We start from the raw sequence: 16,091 nt of genomic DNA on the forward strand, positions 1-16,091 counted from the left end.
CGGGGGCGAACCGGTAGCGCTCGTGACGCATCGCCGCGATGATGCGACCGATCTTCGCCTGGGACATGCCGTCCACGGTCTCCTGCGTGACCCCGGGCGTCATCGCGCCGTGGTTGGCGTAGATACGGTTTCAGCGGTCGTCGCGGCATGGGCACTGGCGGTGGCGCGCACCGGCGCGGCCACGCGTCGTGGGCGCGGTCGCGGCCCGGTGGCACCCCCGCCCAGCTGGTGGCCGCCACCCGAGGAGCATGGCGCGATGCCCGGCGCAACGGCGTCCTGTGGGCCTTGTTCGTCGCTGTACCGGTGATATTCATCCTGTCGGCCGACGCCGTCACCCCGGCCAGGCCCTTCACCCTCACCGTCCGCGAGCACGGACGCAGCCTTGCCCGGACCTTTCCATGCCCGACGTGCACGCGGCGACGATGGCACCCATCGCCATCGCCTCACTGGCCGCGCTGGTCGGCCTGTTCGCCGTTCTCGACGCCCGCGACGGCGACCGCCGTGCCGCGCTCGCCGGCCTGCGCCCCGGTGCGCTGCTGGCCGCTCGGCTCGGCGTACTCGCCCTGGCGGCGCTGCTCGCCACGGCCGTGTCGCTGGCCACCACCGCGTCATTCTTCAACGCCACCCGCTGGCCGACGTACGCCGCCGCCAACGCGCTCATCGCCCTCACCTACGGCCTGATCGGCGCCCTGCTGGCGCCTATCTTCGACCACGTCGGCGGGGTGTTCATGGCGTTCCTGTTGCCGTTCCTCGACATCGGCATCGTCCAGAGCCCGATGCTGCACCCCGAACCGGCAACCTTGGCGAACCTGCTCCCCGGATACGGCAGCTCCCGCGTCCTGCTCGACGCCGCGCTCACCCGCGGCTTCGACGAACTCACGCCACTGCTCATCGCCATCGGCTGGCTCGTAGCGCTCCTGATCATTGTCGCAGTCGCCTACCGGCGGACAACCGTACCGGCCGCCACAGGCGCGATAGACGTGGTCACCGCTCCTCAGGGGTGAGCTGCACACGACGCAGGGTCTGGGCGTTGAGGGCGACGATGATGGTGGAGGCGGACATGAGCACGGCGGCGGCTGCCGGGCTGAGCGCGAAACCGGCCCAGGCGAAGGCGCCCGCGGCCACGGGGATGGCGATGACGTTGTAGCCGGCGGCCCAGACCAGGTTCTGGATCATCTTCTGGTACGACGCTTTGGACAGGCGCATGCTGCTGGCGACGCCGCGTGGGTCGGAGGAGGCGAGGATCACGCCGGCGGACTCGATCGCCACGTCGGTGCCGGCGCCGATGGCGATACCAACGTCGGCGCGGGCCAGGGCGGGGGCGTCGTTGACCCCGTCACCGACCATCGCCACGGTCAGGCCACGGGACTGCAGTTCGCTGACCTTGTCATCCTTGTCGGCGGGCAGCACCTCGGCGAAGACCTCGTCGACGCCGGGGCGGAACCCCAGGTCGGCGGCAATGGCCGCCGCGACCGGCCGCGCGTCTCCAGTGATCATGGCGATCTTCTCCACGCCCAGTTCGCGTAGCTGCTCAATGGCCTCCCGCGCCTCGGGGCGCGCCTCGTCCTCAAGTGCGATCGCGCCGAGCACCTGCGGCACCCCGTCCAGCTTGACCAGATGCAGCACCGAGGCACCTCGCCCAGACCAGTTCTCGGCCGCCGCGGCGAGATGGTCGGGCACCTGGATCTGCTGTTCGCGTAGCAGGGCGGGACCACCGACCCCGTACCGGATGCCGTCGATGTTGGCCTGCACCCCCCGGCCGGGCAGCGACTGGAACTGCGTAGCGGCCGCCGGCTGTCCGCGCCCCTTCACCGCTTTGACGATGGCGCGGGCGAGGGGATGCTCGCTCTCGGCCTCGACACCGGCGGCCAGCCGCAACACGTCGTCCTCGTTGGTCCCGCCGGTGCCGGAGACCGCGGTGACGGTGTGTTCGCCCTTGGTCAGAGTGCCGGTCTTATCGAACAGGACGACATCGATGTCGCGCATCCGCTCCAGCGCGAGCCGGTTCTTGACCAGGATGCCGTTGTTGGCGGCCAGCCCGGTGGACAGCGCGATGACCAGCGGGATCGCCAGGCCGAGCGCGTGCGGGCAGGAGATCACCAGCACGGTGATGGTACGGATCACTCCCTCGCCGACGTTACCGATAGCCACCCAGACGGCGAGGCTGAGCACGGCGACGGCGGTGGCGACGTAGAACAGCAGTGCGGCGAACCGGTCGGCCAGGTCCTGGGCACGCCCGCCGGCCGCCTGCGCCTCCGCGACCAGACGTTGGATGCCGGCCAGGGCCGTGTCATCCCCGACCGCGTCAATCTGGACCCGGATCGCGGAGTCGGTGGCCACCGAACCTGCGACAACCCGGGCCCCGACCCCGCGCGGCACCGGGCGGGACTCCCCGGTGATCATCGACTCGTCGACGTCGGCGCTGCCGTCGACGACGTGCCCGTCGGAGGGCACCCGCGCGCCGGGGCGGACCAGCACCACATCACTGACCTGCAGGTCGGACACCTTCACCCGCTGCACCCCGCCGTCGGCGCTGACGCGTTCGGCCTCGTCGGGCAGCAGTTCGGCCAGTGCGGCGAGCGCGCCGCGGGCCTGGCCGATGGCTTTCATCTCCTGCCAGTGGCCGAGCAGCATGATGGTGACCAGCGCGGACATCTCCCACCAGAAGTCCACGTCGAACACGCCCAGGCTGGTGGCGGCCGAGGCGAGGTAGGCCACGGTGATCGCCAGGCCGATCAGGAGCATCATTCCCGGCGCCCGGTCGCGGGCCTCCCGTACCGCACCAACCAGGAACGGCCAGCCACCGTAGAAGAACACGACCGAGCCCAGCATCGGCCCGACCCACGAGACACCGGGAACGTCCAGCGAGTAGCCGAGCGCGTTCATCACCAGCCGGCTGGTGAGCACGATCGGGATCGTCAGGACCAGGCAGATCCAGAACTTTCGGCGGAACGCCTCCGGGTCGTGACCGGCGTGCTTTTCGTGCCGAGGCCGTGGACCAGCATGATCGCCATGGCCGGCGTGTCCAGCACCGTGCGCCCGGCGGGGACCGCCAGCGTGAACGCCGCCGCCATGTCCACCCGCTGCTGCGCGACGGGTGTCACCAGCCGGCGTCTGGGGGCCGTGACCAGCCCTCTCCGGGGACGGCTTGCACTCGTCGCCATGACCCATAAGTCATCGCCTCCCGGACACAGTGTCACCGAACGGGAGGCAATGTGACGGTGGTTGGCGGCAGTTGGCGACGATTCCGGGTATGCGGGTCGAATGGTTTGGTTAATCCGTGCGCGGTCGACGTGATGAGCGACAGCGATACCAGCAAACGCCGGCAGGCGAAGGTGTCGGCGGGGCCGGGCCGGTGCGGCGTCACGGCACCGACAGCACGGCGACGGGCTGCGAGGACCACTCGGCCGGGCTCCGCCAGCCTCCTCAAGCCGCTGCTGAGCGTCCTGGCGGTCGGCTTCGTGGCATCGATCGCGGTGAACGCGCTCCGGACCGGCCCAGGCGTATGCTTATGGTAGCGGGCTCTTCACAGGCCACTTTTAGGCAGATCGAACTTCGCCGAGGATCGCTTGGGACGCTGGCGGCCTTGCGGTACGGAACGTCGGGATACCTGACTGCGAGGCGCCGACGTCCGGCGTTATTCGTTGGTGGTCACCAACCGCACCCGATCGGGCCGTGGGTGCGTAGCCGGTCGATCAGCGTCCTCTTCCCGTACAGCAGCCGTCGTTGGCGAGAGCCTCGGCCAGTCGTCGCACGACCGCATGAATAGGTTTCAGATCCGCCGAACAGGGGCATGCCACGGCATGCGGGGGAACCGGGCCATCTATGCACTCCTGGCAGTAGGCGCCATCGGCATGTTCCTCGGACACGGTATGTGGGCCATCTTGGGCCAGGACACGTTCATCGAGCTGATCACCGGCTCGTTCGACCACGTGTTCGGTGTAACCGTACCCACCGGCACCGCCACCGCCTGGCTGACGGGCATCGGCTGGCTCGACATCACGATCAGCATCTTCATCCTCCTCTTGCTGATCGGCGACATCCAGGGCAAGGGCCGTCTCTATGGGTTGGCGTACAGCCGGTTGGCGCTCGTCGTCTACGCATGGGCGGCGCTGTGGGGCTTCGTGACTGCGGCGGCCAGGGTTACCGCGGAGGGCGAGCTCATGCCAGAGCTGTGGGACGTTGTCGAACGAGCACCCAATTTCATGCTCCCAGCGGCGCTCACCTACCTCGTCTACCAGCATCGCTCCGAGCGCACGCGGTCCGGCGTGACCTCGGGAAGGGTCGGATAGCCGGGACTGTTCAGCGTGTCGGTGCCTGGTAGAGCGCTGGCATCGGATCGACTGCGCCCGTCCGGCAACGCTGTCGAGTTCGGGGTTGAGCGAGCGCGAGGAATCGCCGGCGGTGACGCCGTCGGTGGTTGCTGAAGGGGTGGAGTGGGCAAGAGGCGCCCGGATCCCCGTGGGGGTCCGGCACGATGGGGGACGACGGGAGGGGCACGTCGTGGCGGAGGGGATGTCGGCAGAAGGCCGGTCATTGACGAATGCGCTCATGCGAGCTGGCGAGACCGCGCGGCGTGCGCCGTCGGTGCACAACACGCAACCATGGCGCTGGCGGGTCAGGCCTGATCGGCTCGAGCTTTTCGCTGTCAGGGAGCGGCAGCTCAGCGGCGCCGACCCTGATCGGCGGCTGCTGGCCGTGAGCTGCGGCGCGGCCCTGCACCATGCGCGCGTGGCGCTTGCCGCCGAGGGCTGGTCGGTGCGGGTCGAACGCCTGCCTGATTCTGCTCGCCCTGACCTGCTCGCCAACCTGATCGTGACCGATCAGGGTCCGGCATCCGCTGACGCTGTACGGCTGGTTCGGTGTGTCCCGCAACGGCGTACGGACCGTCGTCCGGTCAGGGACGAGGAGGCGCCGGCCGGGGCGGTGGACGCGATCGTGGCGGCCGCCACGGCGGAGCGTGCACGGTTGCAGGTACTCACGGACGACCAGGTGCTGGAGCTCGCCGCTGCGGCAGTGACGGCGGCCGCGGTGGAGGCGGAAGATCCGCAGTTGCGCGATGAGCTCCAGTATTGGACCAGCCGGGCGGCGGTAAGGGGCGCGGGGTTGCCAGCCGAGGTCCTGCCGGAGCGCGCTGCGCAGACCACGGTGCCCGCCCGGGACTTCGGTCGTGCGGGCACACTGCCGATCGGTCCTGGGCACGATCGAGGCGCGGTCTACGCGCTGCTGTTCGGTGACGATGACGAACCCGAAAGCCGGCTGCGCGCGGGCGAGGCGCTGTCTGCCGCGTGGCTGACCGCCACCGATCTTGGCGTGTCGATGGTGCCGCTCAGCGGGGTGGTCGAGGTGCTCGCCACCCGGCAAACCCTGCGGCGGGTCCTCGCCGGGCTCGGCTATCCCTACCTGGTGCTTCGCTTAGGGATAGCCGACCCCGCGCATCCGGAGCCCTCCGGGCGTACCCCGCGGCTGCCGGCCGAACAGGTCCTAGACACAAGCCCGGTGAGCGGCGGCAAGATGCGGTGATGACGGGCTTGATGACGTTCCAGCCGTACGTCACCGGCTGACGCTGGCGTGTCAACGCCGACCGGCCTCGTGATCAACAAACGGTTCACGGTTGGGTGACGTTCGACATCGACGGCTGCGGGAATACGTCGTGCACGGGGATTCACGGGTCCGGGGCCAGGTCGGTTCGTGACGGTTACCGGCGTCGCGCCGCGCTCTGGGCGACCGGAGGGGAACGACATCTGATGCATGGTTACGACGGATGGATGTGGCCGATGTGGGCCGCGATGATGCTGTTTTGGCTGGGCATTGTCGTGCTGGTGGTGTGGCTGGTGGTCCGCTTCGCCAGGCCCCATTCGGCGCGTGAGGACGGCAACAGCACCGCGCGGCGGATCCTGGCCGACCGGTACGCCCGTGGCGAACTGGACACCGAGGAGTACACGCACCGGCTGGAGAACCTCCGGTGACGCCACCGGCCACCGCCCCTCACCCCGATGCCCTCTCGATCTCGGGTGCGGGTTTCAGGGGGACGGTCACGGTCTGACCGCTGCGGATCGTCGTCGGGGGTTGACCGGCGACGTGCACGGTGACCGGCGCGACGTTGCATGGTGAGGCGATGAGGGCGACGTCGTGCTGGGTGGCGGTGACATGTAGTTGGTGGCCGCGGTAGGTGAGCAGGGTGTGCAGTTTGGTGATCTGCTGCGGTAGCCGCGGGTTGACCCATAGCGCGTCTTCGCGGGATTCCAGCCCGAGGTAGCAACGTTCGATCAGGTCGAGGGTGCCGGCCATGGCGCCGAGATGAATCCCTTCCCGGGTGGTGCCGCCCTGGGTGTCGCAGATGTCGGCGGACAACGCCTCGGTGAGGAAGTTCCAGGAGGCGAGCCGGTCGGTGCGGGCCTGCACCCAGGCGTGGACCACCCGACTGAGGGTCGACCCGTGACTGACCCGGTTGACGTAGTAGTCGACGGTGCGGGGCAATGCCTGCGGCGGCCACGGGTAGCCGAGTCCGGCGAGGAGGTCGCGTAACTCTTCGGCGGACAGCAGGTAGAGCAGCATGAGCACGTCAGCCTGCTTGCCGAGTTGGTATCGGTTGGGTGAGTCGCCCTCGTCGGCGAGGATTCGGTCGAGGCGGCTGATGTTGCCGTACCGCGCGGCGTAGCCGGGCAGGTCGAACTCGTCCAGGTCGGCGTATCCGTCGAACTGGCTGATGATCTGCTGGCCGTGCCACGGCACGTACATGCGGGTGGTGATGTCCCGCCAGCGGGCCAGTTCGTCCTCGCCTATGCCCAGCGCGTCGGCCAGGTCCGAACGGTGGTGGCAGGCGAGCAGATCGACGGCTTCGAGAGCGCGGCGCAGCAGCCACACCGTCATCACGTTGGTGTAGGCGTTGTTGGCCAGGCCGGGCACGTTGCGGTCGGGGTAGCCGTCGTGGAACTCGTCCGGGCCCATCACCCCTGTGATCTCGTACCGGCCGGTCGTCCGGTTCTCCTGAGCGAGGTCGGCGAAGAAGCGGGCGACCTCCAGCATCATCTCCGCGCCGTAGGTGCGCAGGAAGCCCAGGTCCCCGGTGGCCTGGTAGTACTGCCACACGGAATAGCCGATCGCGAGCCCGACGTGCCTCTGGAGGGCGGTGTGGTCCGGCATCCACCGACCGGAACGCGGGTCGAACACCTCGCTCGGCGTCTCCTCCCGGCCGTCGCTGCCGGACTCCCACGGGAACATCACCCCGCGGCATCCGACGGCCGCCGCGGCGCGCCGCGCGGCGTCGAGCCGCCGCCACCGGTAGAGCAGCAGCGCGCGGCTGGCCTCGGGCAGGTGCAGCACGAGGACGCGGTGCGCGAATACCTCGTCCCAGAAGACGTGCCCCCGGTAGCCCTCTCCGTGCAGGCCACGCGCCCCGACTCCCACGTCGAGATCGACCACGTTCGGCGAGGTCGTGGCGAGCAGGTGGAAGGTGTGCACGTTCAGCTCCAGCACCGGCGCTGGGCCGTCGGTCTGCATCTCGATGTGACTGCGTTCCCACAGCCGCCGCCACGCGGTCACCTGGTCGGTGAGCAGGTCGGCGAACCCGCCGGCCTGCGCCACCGCCTGTCGGGCCGCCGCTACCGGTTCGGCGACAGCACGGTCGCGGGAGGTGTAGTAGGCGGCGACCTTCTGCACCCGCACCGGTTGGCCCTCGTGGATGGGGATGTCGTACGTCTCCTCCGGCCGGGAGACGGCCATCGTGACACGGCGTCGGGCGGCGGCCAGCACGCCGGCCACGAACACCTGCGTCCGGGTCGCCACGCCGACCTCTACCCGCGACTGGCTGGTCCGGGTGCGCAGCCACAGCCCGGCCTGGCTGTCGCGGCCCTGCCCGTCGGCGTGCAGATGCGCCCGGGCGAGGGGCGCGTACTGGGCGACCTGCGTGTTGGCGACCCGCCCATCGATCGCCGAGCGAACGCGCAGGGTCCCCGACCAGTTCTCGGCCACGAAGGTCGTCTCCAGCGCGGCCAGGTGCGGTGCGGCCATCGACACCAACATCCTCGACACGACGGTCGTCGCCCGGCCCCGGCCATCGACGTGGCGGTAGCGGCGGTGCAACACGCCGGCGCGCAGGTCCAGACTCTGCCGGTAGTCGGTGATCCCCGGCCCCTCGGGCACCACCCACCGGTCCCCCTCGCCGCGCCACCGCAGCACCAGCCAGTTCGGCAGGTTGACCAGGCTCTCGTCCTCATGCGTGTGGCCGTGGATCCGGCTGACAAGCCGGTTGAACAGCCCGGCGACGTAGGTGCCGGGATAGCGCGCCGGGCCAGCGCTGGTCTCCGGCGCGGCACCCCGGCTGGCCAGGTAGCCGTTGCCGACGGTGCAGAGGGTTTCCCGAACCCCTTCAGCGTCCGGATCGACGCCGATGTAGTCCAGCAGCCAACCCGCATGCTCGGCACCCGACACGGTCTGCGGGGACTGCCACCACCGACAGCCCATGGCGTCCCGATCGACGGTGATACGGTCCAACCCGGCGACTACCACGTCGGCGCCAGACGCACGTAAGTCGGCCTCACGTCCGCCGCGCCGGTCCACGCCGACGACCAGCCCGAACCCACCCCGGCAGCCCGCCTGCACGCCGGCCACGGAGCAGTGCACCACCGCAGCCCGCCCGGGATGCACACCCAGCAGGCCCGCCGCGCGCAGCAGCACCGCCGGATCCGACCGGACCGGCCCTTCCGCCTCTGCGCCGTCCTCATCGACGACCACGCTGAACAGCGTGTCCAGCCCGACCTTCGCCAACCGCTCACGGCCGCACCGGCTGGAGGTCACCGCCGTGGACAGGCCCAACTCCCGAAGCCGTTCGATCAAGCCCGCCGCGTCGGAGAACGCGGTTACGGCGTCAACGCGGTCGCGACCCGCCCGGGACGGGGGGCCGTCTCGCAGCACGACGCCGAACTCGAACACGACCGCGTCGAGCCGTTCGACGGGCAGGCGGACCTCCGCCGGTCGGGCTTGACCGGTGTTGCGGCCGGCCATCAGGTGGCCGTCGCCGGTAGAGCAGGCAGCAGAGTCATGACCTCAAAGTCCCATGAAACGAGTCATACCGAACATGGTGCAGCCTTCGGGCGGGATGCTCCGCCCGCAGAGCGCCTACCTAAGTTGATCCCGTAGGTCATTCATGTCAGAGACATCCTGCAGCTGTTCGTCATGGATCTTCTGAGCCAGCTGCGCCGCCGCGCCTCCGTTTGAGGCCAGCTCCATCCATGTCGGCCATCATGATGGCGGACATGTGATGACCGCTGAAGATGTCCAACCACTTCAGGTCGAATTCTCGACCTGACAACTGCTTCAATTCGGTCATCTCCTGCTCGTTGAACCTGCTGAGGGGTTCCTCGGGCAGCTGCTGGCTCATGTTGCCGCTCTGCGCGATGGACTGCAGCTCCGGCAGTTCGGTCTATTGACTTTGCAGTGAGCGCTGTGCCAGTTCCTTCACTCCGGGTGTTGTTGACTTGTTAAGAGCCATCTGTGCCAATTCGATTCCCTCCTGGCGGTGGGGCACCATCATGGCGGCGAACATGGCAGAAATGTGGGAAGTCGTCCCTGAAGGCGCCGGTGTTCCAGGGCTGCTCGTCAGGGCGGCCACAGCTCTTCCTATCCGTATAGGTTCCCCCGACGAAGACGGCGAGTGCAAGCAGGACTATTCCTGCCGACACCGCAACCACGACCGTAGTCCGCCTTTGTGTCACTTCTTACCCCCGTCTTACCCCGACGGTTCGCACTCCGGCGGGCGTCTTGCGGTGGATGAACGCGCTAAAGACATTCCGTTCAGAAACGGACCCGCCCCGTTCTACCCCCGCGCGACTCGTCCTAACGCTCCTCCAGAGCGCTGGCCCCTCGTCGGACGGGGTCCCTGGCAGCGCTCAGCATGGAGAGCCGGTGGTGAGCTGCGCCCATCCGCGGGGCTTCCGCTCCCCGCACCCTGCGGGGGAGGTGCCGGGGTCCGGCGGAGTGGACGCACAGCTAGCTCCCGGCAGTCGCCCGCCCCTCCGGCCCTGGGCACGCCCGGGCCGACCATCCCGGCAGCATCGGTCTTGGCGATGCATCGCGAGTTTCACTCATAGTAAGCATGCTGCTACCTAACGTCTTGTTCTGCATCGGTAGGTCCACTATCCTGCGACAGGTGCTAAACGGACGGTTAAGTAGGCTTACGCGTCACTCATCCACATTCGCCCTCCTCTTTACCATAATGTGCATATTGCTCTGCATCGATCACAGTCATACTGGGCACCATCGAAGCAGTGTGAGTCGAGCGCATCTTGCGGCCCAGTTCGCCGGGTACCAGCATTCGGAGCAGCACCATCATCTCTCGATCCAATGCGGCCGGGCCGCGCCCACGCAGCGCCGGAATGCACCGGGTTCGCACGTCAAACTCGCGGACGCACACGCCCTCCCACTGTCAAACAACCAGGCAATGCTCACTCGCGTCCCGGAATGCCGCACACCTCAGATAGCTGAAGCTGGCCGGCAGCGTCTCTTGATGAAATGCGTGGCGCGGAACTGACGATCAAGGCATCTTCATGTCATTGATCAGTCATTCACGCGAAAGGTCACACACCATGCAAGCCGTTATCGCCGCACGTCCACTTCCCGGTCCGGCGCAACTCCTCGGGCACCCGACCGGCGCCCATCACACACCTGCGGGTTTGATAGGAAACACGCCGATCTTGTGGATCGGCCAACCGTTCACCTCTGCCGCCCGCGGCTTCTGGGCAAAACTGGAGGCGTTCAATCCCGGAGGCATCAAGGACCGCAGCGCACTGCACCTTGTGGGGCAGGCGCGCAATCGAGGTGATCTTAGCCCCGGAGCCATGATTGTCGAATCGACCAGTGGAACCTTCGGCTTGGGACTCGCGCTGGCAGCCAGCGCGTACAAGCATCCGCTCACGCTGGTGACCGATCCCGGCCTTGAACCGATCATGCAACGGTTGCTGACCGCCTCGGGGGCCACGATAAGCGTCGTCGACCGCCCACACCTACAGGGCGGGTGGCAGCAGGCCAGACGGGAGCGCGTAGGCGAGATCCTGGCCGCAACCCCCGGTTCATGGTGCCCGGACCAGTACAACAACCCGGACACCTTGCCCGCTTACGAGGGGCTCGGCCTGGAGCTCATCGCACAGCTGGGGCGCATCGACGTCCTGGTGTGCAGCGTCGGTACGGGTGGTCACTCCGCCGGTACGTTCGCGCCCATACGCCGGTACTTTCCACACGCCCGGCTTGTCGGGGTCGACACCATCGGCTCAACGATCTTCGGCCAGCCAGCGCGTCACCGGCTGATGAGAGGACTGGGCAGCAGCATCTATCCCCGCAACGTCCAATACGGCTGGTTCAGCGAGGTCCACTGGGTAGCACCTGCCGAGGCCGTGTGGGCATCCAGGAAGCTCGCCGCGCACGGCTACGTCAGCGGCGGTTGGAGCGTTGGCGCCGTCACCCTCGTCGCCGCCTGGCTGGCGCGTACGTTGCCTTCTGACACCCGTATCGTGGCCGTCTTCCCAGACGGACCGCAACGTTACTGGGACACCGTTTTCAATGACGACTACTGCCGACAGCACGACCTGCTTGGCACCGTACCGGCCGCTGAACCGAACAGCATCTGCGCACCGACCAGCCACGAGGTCCACCGGTGGACGCGCTGCACCCACATCGTCGACCCCGGGCAGGGAGATCGGCAATGAGGGGCATTCTCGGGCAATTCGGCTCCTTCGACCGGCCGGTACGCCTGCTCGTGATCAACCAGTTCGGCATCAACCTCGGCTTCTACATGCTGATGCCGTACCTCGCGAACTACCTGTCGGCACAGCTGCTGCTCGCCGGTTGGATCGTGGGTCTCGTCCTTGGCGTACGCAATTTCAGCCAGCAGGGCATGTTCGCCGTCGGCGGGAGCCTCGCCGATCGGTTCGGGTACAAGCCGTTGATCATTGCTGGCTGCGCCTTGCGTACTGTCGGCTTTGCCCTTCTCGGGCTGGTCGATTCCGTGGCCGTCCTCGTCGTCGCGGCGGCAGCCACTGGGCTGGCCGGGGCGCTGTTCAACCCGGCCGTGCGCGCCTACCTGGCTGAGGACGCCGGCGAGCGGCGGGTGGAAGCGTTCGCCATGTTCAACGTCTTCTACCAGGCCGGCATCCTGGTCGGGCCGTTGGTCGGGCTCGCGCTGACAGCGGCTGATTTTCGCCTGACATGCCTCGTTGCCGCCACCGTGTTCGCGGTCCTGACCGTCGCACAGGCTCGCGCCCTACCTGCCCGCGGTGGGCAAAGGGGCGAGCCAGACGGCGCTGGGTTGCTCACCGGGATGCTGTCTTCCTGGTGGCAGGTGCTGCACAACCGGCCGTTCCTGCTGTTCACCGCAGCGATGGCCGGCTCCTACGTACTGTCGTTTCAGGTCTATCTCACGCTGCCCCTAGCCATCGAAGCGAACGCTCCCAGCCCGGCAGTGGAGAAGCTCGCCGTCGCGGCCATGTTCGCGGCCTCGGGTCTGCTCTCCGTCCTCGCGCAGATCCGGGTCACCGCCTGGTGCAGGCGACGCTGGTCACCACAAAGCTCACTCACCTGGGGAGTCGCGCTGCTGGGCGCGGCGTTCCTGCCCGTAGCTGCGGCGAGTACCGGGCCGCCCACGCTCGTCGTCGCGTCGGCCGTTCTGGCCGGGGCGATCATCGCCGTTGCGACGATGGTGGCGTACCCGTTCGAGATGGACATGGTGGTCACATTGGCCGGCGAGGGCAGGATCGCCACGCACTACGGGGTCTACAGCACCGTCTCCGGTGTCGCTGTCGCCATCGGTAACCTGCTCGCTGGCGGCGCAGTCGACTGGGCGCAATCCGCCCAGATGCCCATTGTGCTTTGGCTAGCGCTCGCGGCATTTGGCGCTGCCTGCGGCACGGCAATTCTATGGTTGGGCAGGCGCGGCTTGTTCGGGCCTGCGGTCCCTGCGGAACGAGCGGCGGCTGTCGCCGCCTGACTTCGGGGTACCGGTTCGCGGCAGGCCACTGGCGCGAACCGGTACTGGGCTGTCAGGGCGTCGCCCGCAAGATGGTTCGGATCGTGGCCTGGGCTACTGGCTGCAACGTCCTGGCCGCCCCGCTCGCCGCCAGGCTCCTCTCGTGGTCCGGGGTAACGCCCCGTCCGGCGGTGAGTGCCGTGCTGATGTCGACGCCCACCATCGTGGTCGTGCTCAACGCGCAGCTGCCGCGCCGGGTCCGGCTCACCTCGCAGACGGCAAGCTGGCAGCCGGGCGGTCCTGGTTCGGTCCGGTTGCAAGGTCGGGCCGGACGGGGTGTCACGCCGGTGGTCAGGTTTGCATCGGCTGCCACGACAGGCCTACGTCACCGCTGCGCAGCAGCCGCCCGTCCTCGGTGGCGAGGTAGACCACGTCGTCATGCACCGCGAGCGCGGCCGGGGCAGCGGGAGCACGGCCGCCGGTGGGCGTCCAACTGGCGCCCGAGTCGGTGGATCGGAGCAGCGTGCCGTCAGCGACCACCGCGAGCAACCCGCGCGGCGACCAGTACAGCTGGAGCAGGCGCGGTCCGCCGTTGAGACTCCAGGTGCGGCCACCGTTGTCGGACCGGCTGATGCCCTGCTCGGTTGCGGCCAGAAGGATGTCTGGCTGGTTGGGATCGACCACGAGATCGTAGGCCGCAATGCGAGAGCGGGTCTGCCAGCTGGTCCGATCCACGGTCGCCATAAGCGCGCTGCTGGTGGAGTCGAGGCCGTACACCACGCCACCGGAGACACGCAGGAGATGGAAGTCGGCCTTCCCACCTAGGGACAGCACCTGCCACGAGCGGCCCGCGTCACCGCTGTGCATCAGCCCCAGATGTGCTGGGCCGTCTTCCCCCGGGGCGGGGTGGCCGGAGGCGAGGAATTCGTTGGGGCCGATGACGATGAAACCCATGGTGTCCTGGCGCCGGTCGCCGACCCTGGCCGCGCCGGAATCGGTGACCCGGAACACCCCGTGGTGGGTCGCTACGTACAGCACCCCGTCGGCGGGATCAACTCCGAGCCCGTGCACATGGCGGAACGCCTCACTGCCCTCCATGGGGGAGGAAGCCGGCGTGCTGGCGCCCTTCTCGCGCCAGTTGGCGGCGAGCGCTGCGGCCGCGCCGAGCAGCGCGACAGCCACCACCGCAGCGACCCAGGTCATACGGTTGCGCCTTGCGCCGACCACACCAACCCCCTCATACGCGTGGGTCGTGTCGTCGACCCAGTACGGCTGCTTGCCGCGCCCCGATGGTAGAGCATCTACTATTACGCCTTAGTAGTAGCGTCTACGGGGCGGCTATACGCCCGGAGCGGTAGGGCAGACGGCGAGGAGGAGCGGTGCGGCAGGTGGTGGCGGCACCCGGTAGGGCGGTGCGGCGAGTGTCATCGATCGCCGGGGCGGCTGCGTTGGCCGCTGCGGTTGCCTTTGTGCTGCGGTTCGATCCCACCGACCGGGTTGCCGACCCGACCGGCCCCTGCCTGTGGCACATGCTGACAGGAATCAACGGTCCCACTTGCGGTGGCACCCGGATGTTCTTCTACCTATTGCACGGCGACCTCGTCCAGGCCGCACGCCATCACTTGGCCGCGCTGGTGGCCGTGCCGTTCCTGGCATACCTCGGTATGCGGTTCGTCGTCTCGGCCTGGCTGGGACGCGAACTGCCCGCGCTGCGGCTACCTCTGTGGGCGTACGGGGTGTACGTGGCAGTTCCCCTGCTCTACAGCACCGTGTTGCGCAACCTGCCGTGGGCGCCGTTTGCCTGGTTCGACATCCCCAACCTCACCCCGTGATCCCCGCCCGACATCCCCCCGCTCGGCTACCTCGTATCGCTGGTCGCCGCGTATGCCGCCTATTAGCCTGGACCGGCATGAACAGGACACATGTACGTCGACGTCGGGGGAGGCGGATCAGCCTGCCGCGGTTGGCGCTGCTCGTCCTGCTCGCGTTCGGCGTGGCCGGGATGCACACCCTCGGCCATGACGCCGGCAACCACGCGGCTGCGGCGCACCCGTCCGTTGCCAGCGGTGCGGCGTCGACCACGCTGGCGTTCACCATGGCGGGGCCGGACAACACACACGACCACATGTCCCCGGCCGGTGCCCCCTCCTCAGGTGGCGGCCTGGACCTGAACCTGTTCTCGGTCTGCCTGGCGGTCCTCGGCGGGTTCGTCCTGGTTCTCGGGCTGGCCCTGCGCGGAACCGGCAGCCTCTGGCAGGCGCCCGGCGCCAGCGCGCTCTTCCCGGGCGGACGGGGTGGGCGTGGGCCGCCTGCGCCGTCAGCGGGCCTTCGTCTCCGCCGGGTCGCGGTGCTGCGGATATAGGAAGCCCCGGCCGTTACAGCCCCAAGCCTCCTTACTCCCGTTAGGCCATTGACCCGAAAGGCTTTCTGACACCATGAAACGCACTACCGCAACGCGTCGTGCCCTGCTGACCACCGCCAGCCTGTCCGTCCTACTCCTCGGTGCCGCTGCGTGCAGCAACGACGACATGAGCGGCATGGACCACGGCAACGCCGGCCCCACCGCCAGCGCATCGGCCTCGACGGGGGCCGCCGCCACGGTCAACGACGCCGACGTCATGTTCGCCCAGATGATGATCCCCCACCACCAGCAGGCGGTAGAGATGGCCGACCTCGCCGCCAACCGGGCCACCGACCCTGAACTCAAGGACTTGGCCGCCAAGATCAAGGCGGCGCAGGATCCGGAGATCGCCACCATGAAGGGCTGGCTGACCGCGTGGGGCAAGCCGACCGAAGCTCCCGCCGGGCACAGCATGCCCGGCATGAGCTCCGCCCCTGGCCACGACATGTCCACCCCGGGGCCCGGAATGCCAGGAATGATGTCGGACAAGGAGATGGCAGGCCTGAAGGCAGCCACCGGCACCGAGTTCGACAAGATGTTTGCCCAGATGATGATCGCCCACCACAACGGCGCCATCGAGATGGCCAGGACCGAGCAGACCAACGGTGCCAACCCGGAGGCCAAGGCACTCGCAACGAAGATTGAAGCGGACCAGGCCGCAGAGGTGCAGACCCTGCAGAAGATCCTCGACCGCCTGTAATGCTGGACGGCGCGGCGGCCGGACCCCGAGGG

General features: G+C 68.4%; 14 protein-coding genes and 1 pseudogene. 9 read left to right on the top strand and 6 right to left on the bottom strand.

The annotated features are described in order from the left end of the window. Positions 1 to 398 precede the first annotated feature (398 nt). Positions 399 to 1,004, top strand: coding sequence for a hypothetical protein (locus tag ABGB16_RS31195; protein WP_347671662.1), 606 nt, complete (start codon positions 399 to 401; stop codon positions 1,002 to 1,004). Here the strand turns inward: ABGB16_RS31195 and ABGB16_RS31200 are convergent. Further along, positions 985 to 2,907 carry a heavy metal translocating P-type ATPase gene (locus tag ABGB16_RS31200; RefSeq protein WP_347671663.1) on the bottom strand — a complete coding sequence of 641 codons (1,923 nt, stop codon included), beginning with the start codon at positions 2,905 to 2,907 and terminating at the stop codon, positions 985 to 987. The genes ABGB16_RS31195 and ABGB16_RS31200 overlap by 20 nt on opposite strands. 11 nt (positions 2,908 to 2,918) lie before the next feature. Further along, a complete protein-coding gene (locus ABGB16_RS31205; RefSeq protein ID WP_347671664.1) occupies positions 2,919 to 3,104 on the bottom strand; it encodes a hypothetical protein in 186 nt (61 codons plus the stop codon). Between the two features lie 750 nt (positions 3,105 to 3,854). On the opposite strand from ABGB16_RS31205, the gene ABGB16_RS31210 reads away from it, so the two are divergent. The 3 genes from ABGB16_RS31210 (at position 3,855) to ABGB16_RS31220 (ending at position 5,969) form a co-directional block, all read left to right on the top strand. Next, positions 3,855 to 4,292 carry a hypothetical protein gene (locus tag ABGB16_RS31210; RefSeq protein ID WP_347671665.1) on the top strand — a complete coding sequence of 146 codons (438 nt, stop codon included), beginning with the start codon at positions 3,855 to 3,857 and terminating at the stop codon, positions 4,290 to 4,292. A 223-nt stretch (positions 4,293 to 4,515) separates the two neighbouring features. Next, complete coding sequence (locus ABGB16_RS31215) at positions 4,516 to 5,523, top strand: nitroreductase (RefSeq protein ID WP_347671675.1); 1,008 nt, start codon at positions 4,516 to 4,518, stop codon at positions 5,521 to 5,523. Positions 5,524 to 5,618: 95 nt separating this feature from the next. After that, positions 5,619 to 5,969 carry a hypothetical protein gene (locus tag ABGB16_RS31220; protein ID WP_347671666.1) on the top strand — a complete coding sequence of 117 codons (351 nt, stop codon included), beginning with the start codon at positions 5,619 to 5,621 and terminating at the stop codon, positions 5,967 to 5,969. A gap of 19 nt (positions 5,970 to 5,988) precedes the next feature. Here ABGB16_RS31220 and ABGB16_RS31225 read toward each other — a convergent pair whose 3' ends face one another. From ABGB16_RS31225 to ABGB16_RS31235, 3 genes and pseudogenes are all read right to left on the bottom strand, one after another. Then, the gene (locus tag ABGB16_RS31225) at positions 5,989 to 9,006 is read right to left on the bottom strand and encodes a glycosyl hydrolase family 65 protein (protein WP_347671667.1); all 3,018 of its coding nucleotides are present in this window, start codon (positions 9,004 to 9,006) and stop codon (positions 5,989 to 5,991) included. A 169-nt stretch (positions 9,007 to 9,175) separates the two neighbouring features. Further along, positions 9,176 to 9,547 (bottom strand): annotated as a pseudogene (locus ABGB16_RS31230) (DUF305 domain-containing protein). 639 nt (positions 9,548 to 10,186) lie between these two features. Continuing rightward, positions 10,187 to 10,333 carry a hypothetical protein gene (locus ABGB16_RS31235; RefSeq protein ID WP_347671668.1) on the bottom strand — a complete coding sequence of 49 codons (147 nt, stop codon included), beginning with the start codon at positions 10,331 to 10,333 and terminating at the stop codon, positions 10,187 to 10,189. 253 nt (positions 10,334 to 10,586) lie between these two features. On the opposite strand from ABGB16_RS31235, the gene ABGB16_RS31240 reads away from it, so the two are divergent. Beyond that, positions 10,587 to 11,702 carry a PLP-dependent cysteine synthase family protein gene (locus ABGB16_RS31240; protein WP_347671669.1) on the top strand — a complete coding sequence of 372 codons (1,116 nt, stop codon included), beginning with the start codon at positions 10,587 to 10,589 and terminating at the stop codon, positions 11,700 to 11,702. Beyond that, a complete protein-coding gene (locus ABGB16_RS31245) occupies positions 11,699 to 12,979 on the top strand; it encodes an MFS transporter (protein ID WP_347671670.1) in 1,281 nt (426 codons plus the stop codon). Before ABGB16_RS31240 ends, ABGB16_RS31245 begins: the two co-directional genes overlap by 4 nt. A gap of 330 nt (positions 12,980 to 13,309) precedes the next feature. Here ABGB16_RS31245 and ABGB16_RS31250 read toward each other — a convergent pair whose 3' ends face one another. Continuing rightward, positions 13,310 to 14,161 (bottom strand): F510_1955 family glycosylhydrolase, encoded by an 852-nt coding sequence (locus tag ABGB16_RS31250; RefSeq protein WP_347671671.1) that lies wholly within the window; start codon positions 14,159 to 14,161, stop codon positions 13,310 to 13,312. Positions 14,162 to 14,427: 266 nt separating this feature from the next. Between ABGB16_RS31250 and ABGB16_RS31255 the strand changes: the two genes are divergently transcribed. From ABGB16_RS31255 to ABGB16_RS31265, 3 genes are all read left to right on the top strand, one after another. Continuing rightward, positions 14,428 to 14,790, top strand: a complete 363-nt coding sequence (locus ABGB16_RS31255; RefSeq protein WP_347671672.1) for a DUF2752 domain-containing protein — start codon at positions 14,428 to 14,430, stop codon at positions 14,788 to 14,790. A gap of 77 nt (positions 14,791 to 14,867) precedes the next feature. Further along, on the top strand, positions 14,868 to 15,320 hold the full coding sequence (locus tag ABGB16_RS31260; RefSeq protein ID WP_347671673.1) for a DUF6153 family protein: 453 nt from the start codon (positions 14,868 to 14,870) through the stop codon (positions 15,318 to 15,320). 73 nt (positions 15,321 to 15,393) lie between these two features. After that, on the top strand, positions 15,394 to 16,059 hold the full coding sequence (locus tag ABGB16_RS31265) for a DUF305 domain-containing protein (protein ID WP_347671674.1): 666 nt from the start codon (positions 15,394 to 15,396) through the stop codon (positions 16,057 to 16,059). The last annotated feature ends 32 nt before the right edge of the window (positions 16,060 to 16,091 follow it).

Origin of the sequence: Micromonospora sp. B11E3 (assembly GCF_039871625.1) — a bacterium.
GTDB lineage: Bacteria > Actinomycetota > Actinomycetes > Mycobacteriales > Micromonosporaceae > Micromonospora.